The sequence below is a fragment of the Corynebacterium sp. HMSC034A01 genome, from assembly GCF_001838175.1.
In the GTDB taxonomy this organism is placed as follows: Bacteria; Actinomycetota; Actinomycetes; order Mycobacteriales; family Mycobacteriaceae; genus Corynebacterium.
The window spans coordinates 1-1,666 of the sequence record NZ_KV835929.1 but is presented as its reverse complement, the minus strand read 5'-3'; the positions used below and the strand labels follow the sequence as shown (position 1 = coordinate 1,666).

The window sequence follows — 1,666 nt, the reverse complement described above, 5'->3', positions numbered from 1 at the left end:
CCCCGTCGGGTTGGGGGTTGGTTGTTTGAACCTTTGTAATTTTTGGATTTTGCCAGTCCGGCACTTTTTGTGTTGGTTGGTTTGTTTTTGGTTGGGTTTGGGCTTTTCACGGCCTGTTTCTTTCTGAAACTTTTTTGTGGAGAGTTTGATCCTGGCTCAGGATGAACGCTGGCGGCGTGCTTAACACATGCAAGTCGAACGGAAAGGCCTCTGCTTGCAGGGGTACTCGAGTGGCGAACGGGTGAGTAACACGTGGGTGATCTGCCCTGCACTTCGGGATAAGCCTGGGAAACTGGGTCTAATACCGGATAGGACGATGGTTTGGATGCCATTGTGGAAAGTTTTTTCGGTGTGGGATGAGCTCGCGGCCTATCAGCTTGTTGGTGGGGTAATGGCCTACCAAGGCGTCGACGGGTAGCCGGCCTGAGAGGGTGTACGGCCACATTGGGACTGAGATACGGCCCAGACTCCTACGGGAGGCAGCAGTGGGGAATATTGCACAATGGGCGCAAGCCTGATGCAGCGACGCCGCGTGGGGGATGACGGCCTTCGGGTTGTAAACTCCTTTCGCTAGGGACGAAGCGCAAGTGACGGTACCTGGAGAAGAAGCACCGGCTAACTACGTGCCAGCAGCCGCGGTAATACGTAGGGTGCGAGCGTTGTCCGGAATTACTGGGCGTAAAGAGCTCGTAGGTGGTTTGTCGCGTCGTTTGTGTAAGCCCGCAGCTTAACTGCGGGACTGCAGGCGATACGGGCATAACTTGAGTGCTGTAGGGGAGACTGGAATTCCTGGTGTAGCGGTGGAATGCGCAGATATCAGGAGGAACACCGATGGCGAAGGCAGGTCTCTGGGCAGTAACTGACGCTGAGGAGCGAAAGCATGGGTAGCGAACAGGATTAGATACCCTGGTAGTCCATGCCGTAAACGGTGGGCGCTAGGTGTGAGTCCCTTCCACGGGGTTCGTGCCGTAGCTAACGCATTAAGCGCCCCGCCTGGGGAGTACGGCCGCAAGGCTAAAACTCAAAGGAATTGACGGGGGCCCGCACAAGCGGCGGAGCATGTGGATTAATTCGATGCAACGCGAAGAACCTTACCTGGGCTTGACATACACCAGATCGGGCCAGAGATGGTCTTTCCCTTTGTGGTTGGTGTACAGGTGGTGCATGGTTGTCGTCAGCTCGTGTCGTGAGATGTTGGGTTAAGTCCCGCAACGAGCGCAACCCTTGTCTTATGTTGCCAGCACGTTATGGTGGGGACTCGTGAGAGACTGCCGGGGTTAACTCGGAGGAAGGTGGGGATGACGTCAAATCATCATGCCCCTTATGTCCAGGGCTTCACACATGCTACAATGGTCGGTACAACGCGTCTGCGAGCCTGTGAGGGTGAGCTAATCGCTGTAAAGCCGGTCGTAGTTCGGATTGGGGTCTGCAACTCGACCCCATGAAGTCGGAGTCGCTAGTAATCGCAGATCAGCAACGCTGCGGTGAATACGTTCCCGGGCCTTGTACACACCGCCCGTCACGTCATGAAAGTTGGTAACACCCGAAGCCAGTGGCCTGTCATGGGAGCTGTCGAAGGTGGGATCGGCGATTGGGACGAAGTCGTAACAAGGTAGCCGTACCGGAAGGTGCGGCTGGATCACCTCCTTTCTAAGGAGCTTTATTT

General features: G+C 55.6%; 1 rRNA gene. It reads left to right on the top strand.

The features are described from left to right. The first annotated feature begins 133 nt into the window (after positions 1-133). Positions 134-1,650, top strand: a 16S ribosomal RNA gene (locus HMPREF2791_RS02340). Positions 1,651-1,666: the final 16 nt, after the last annotated feature.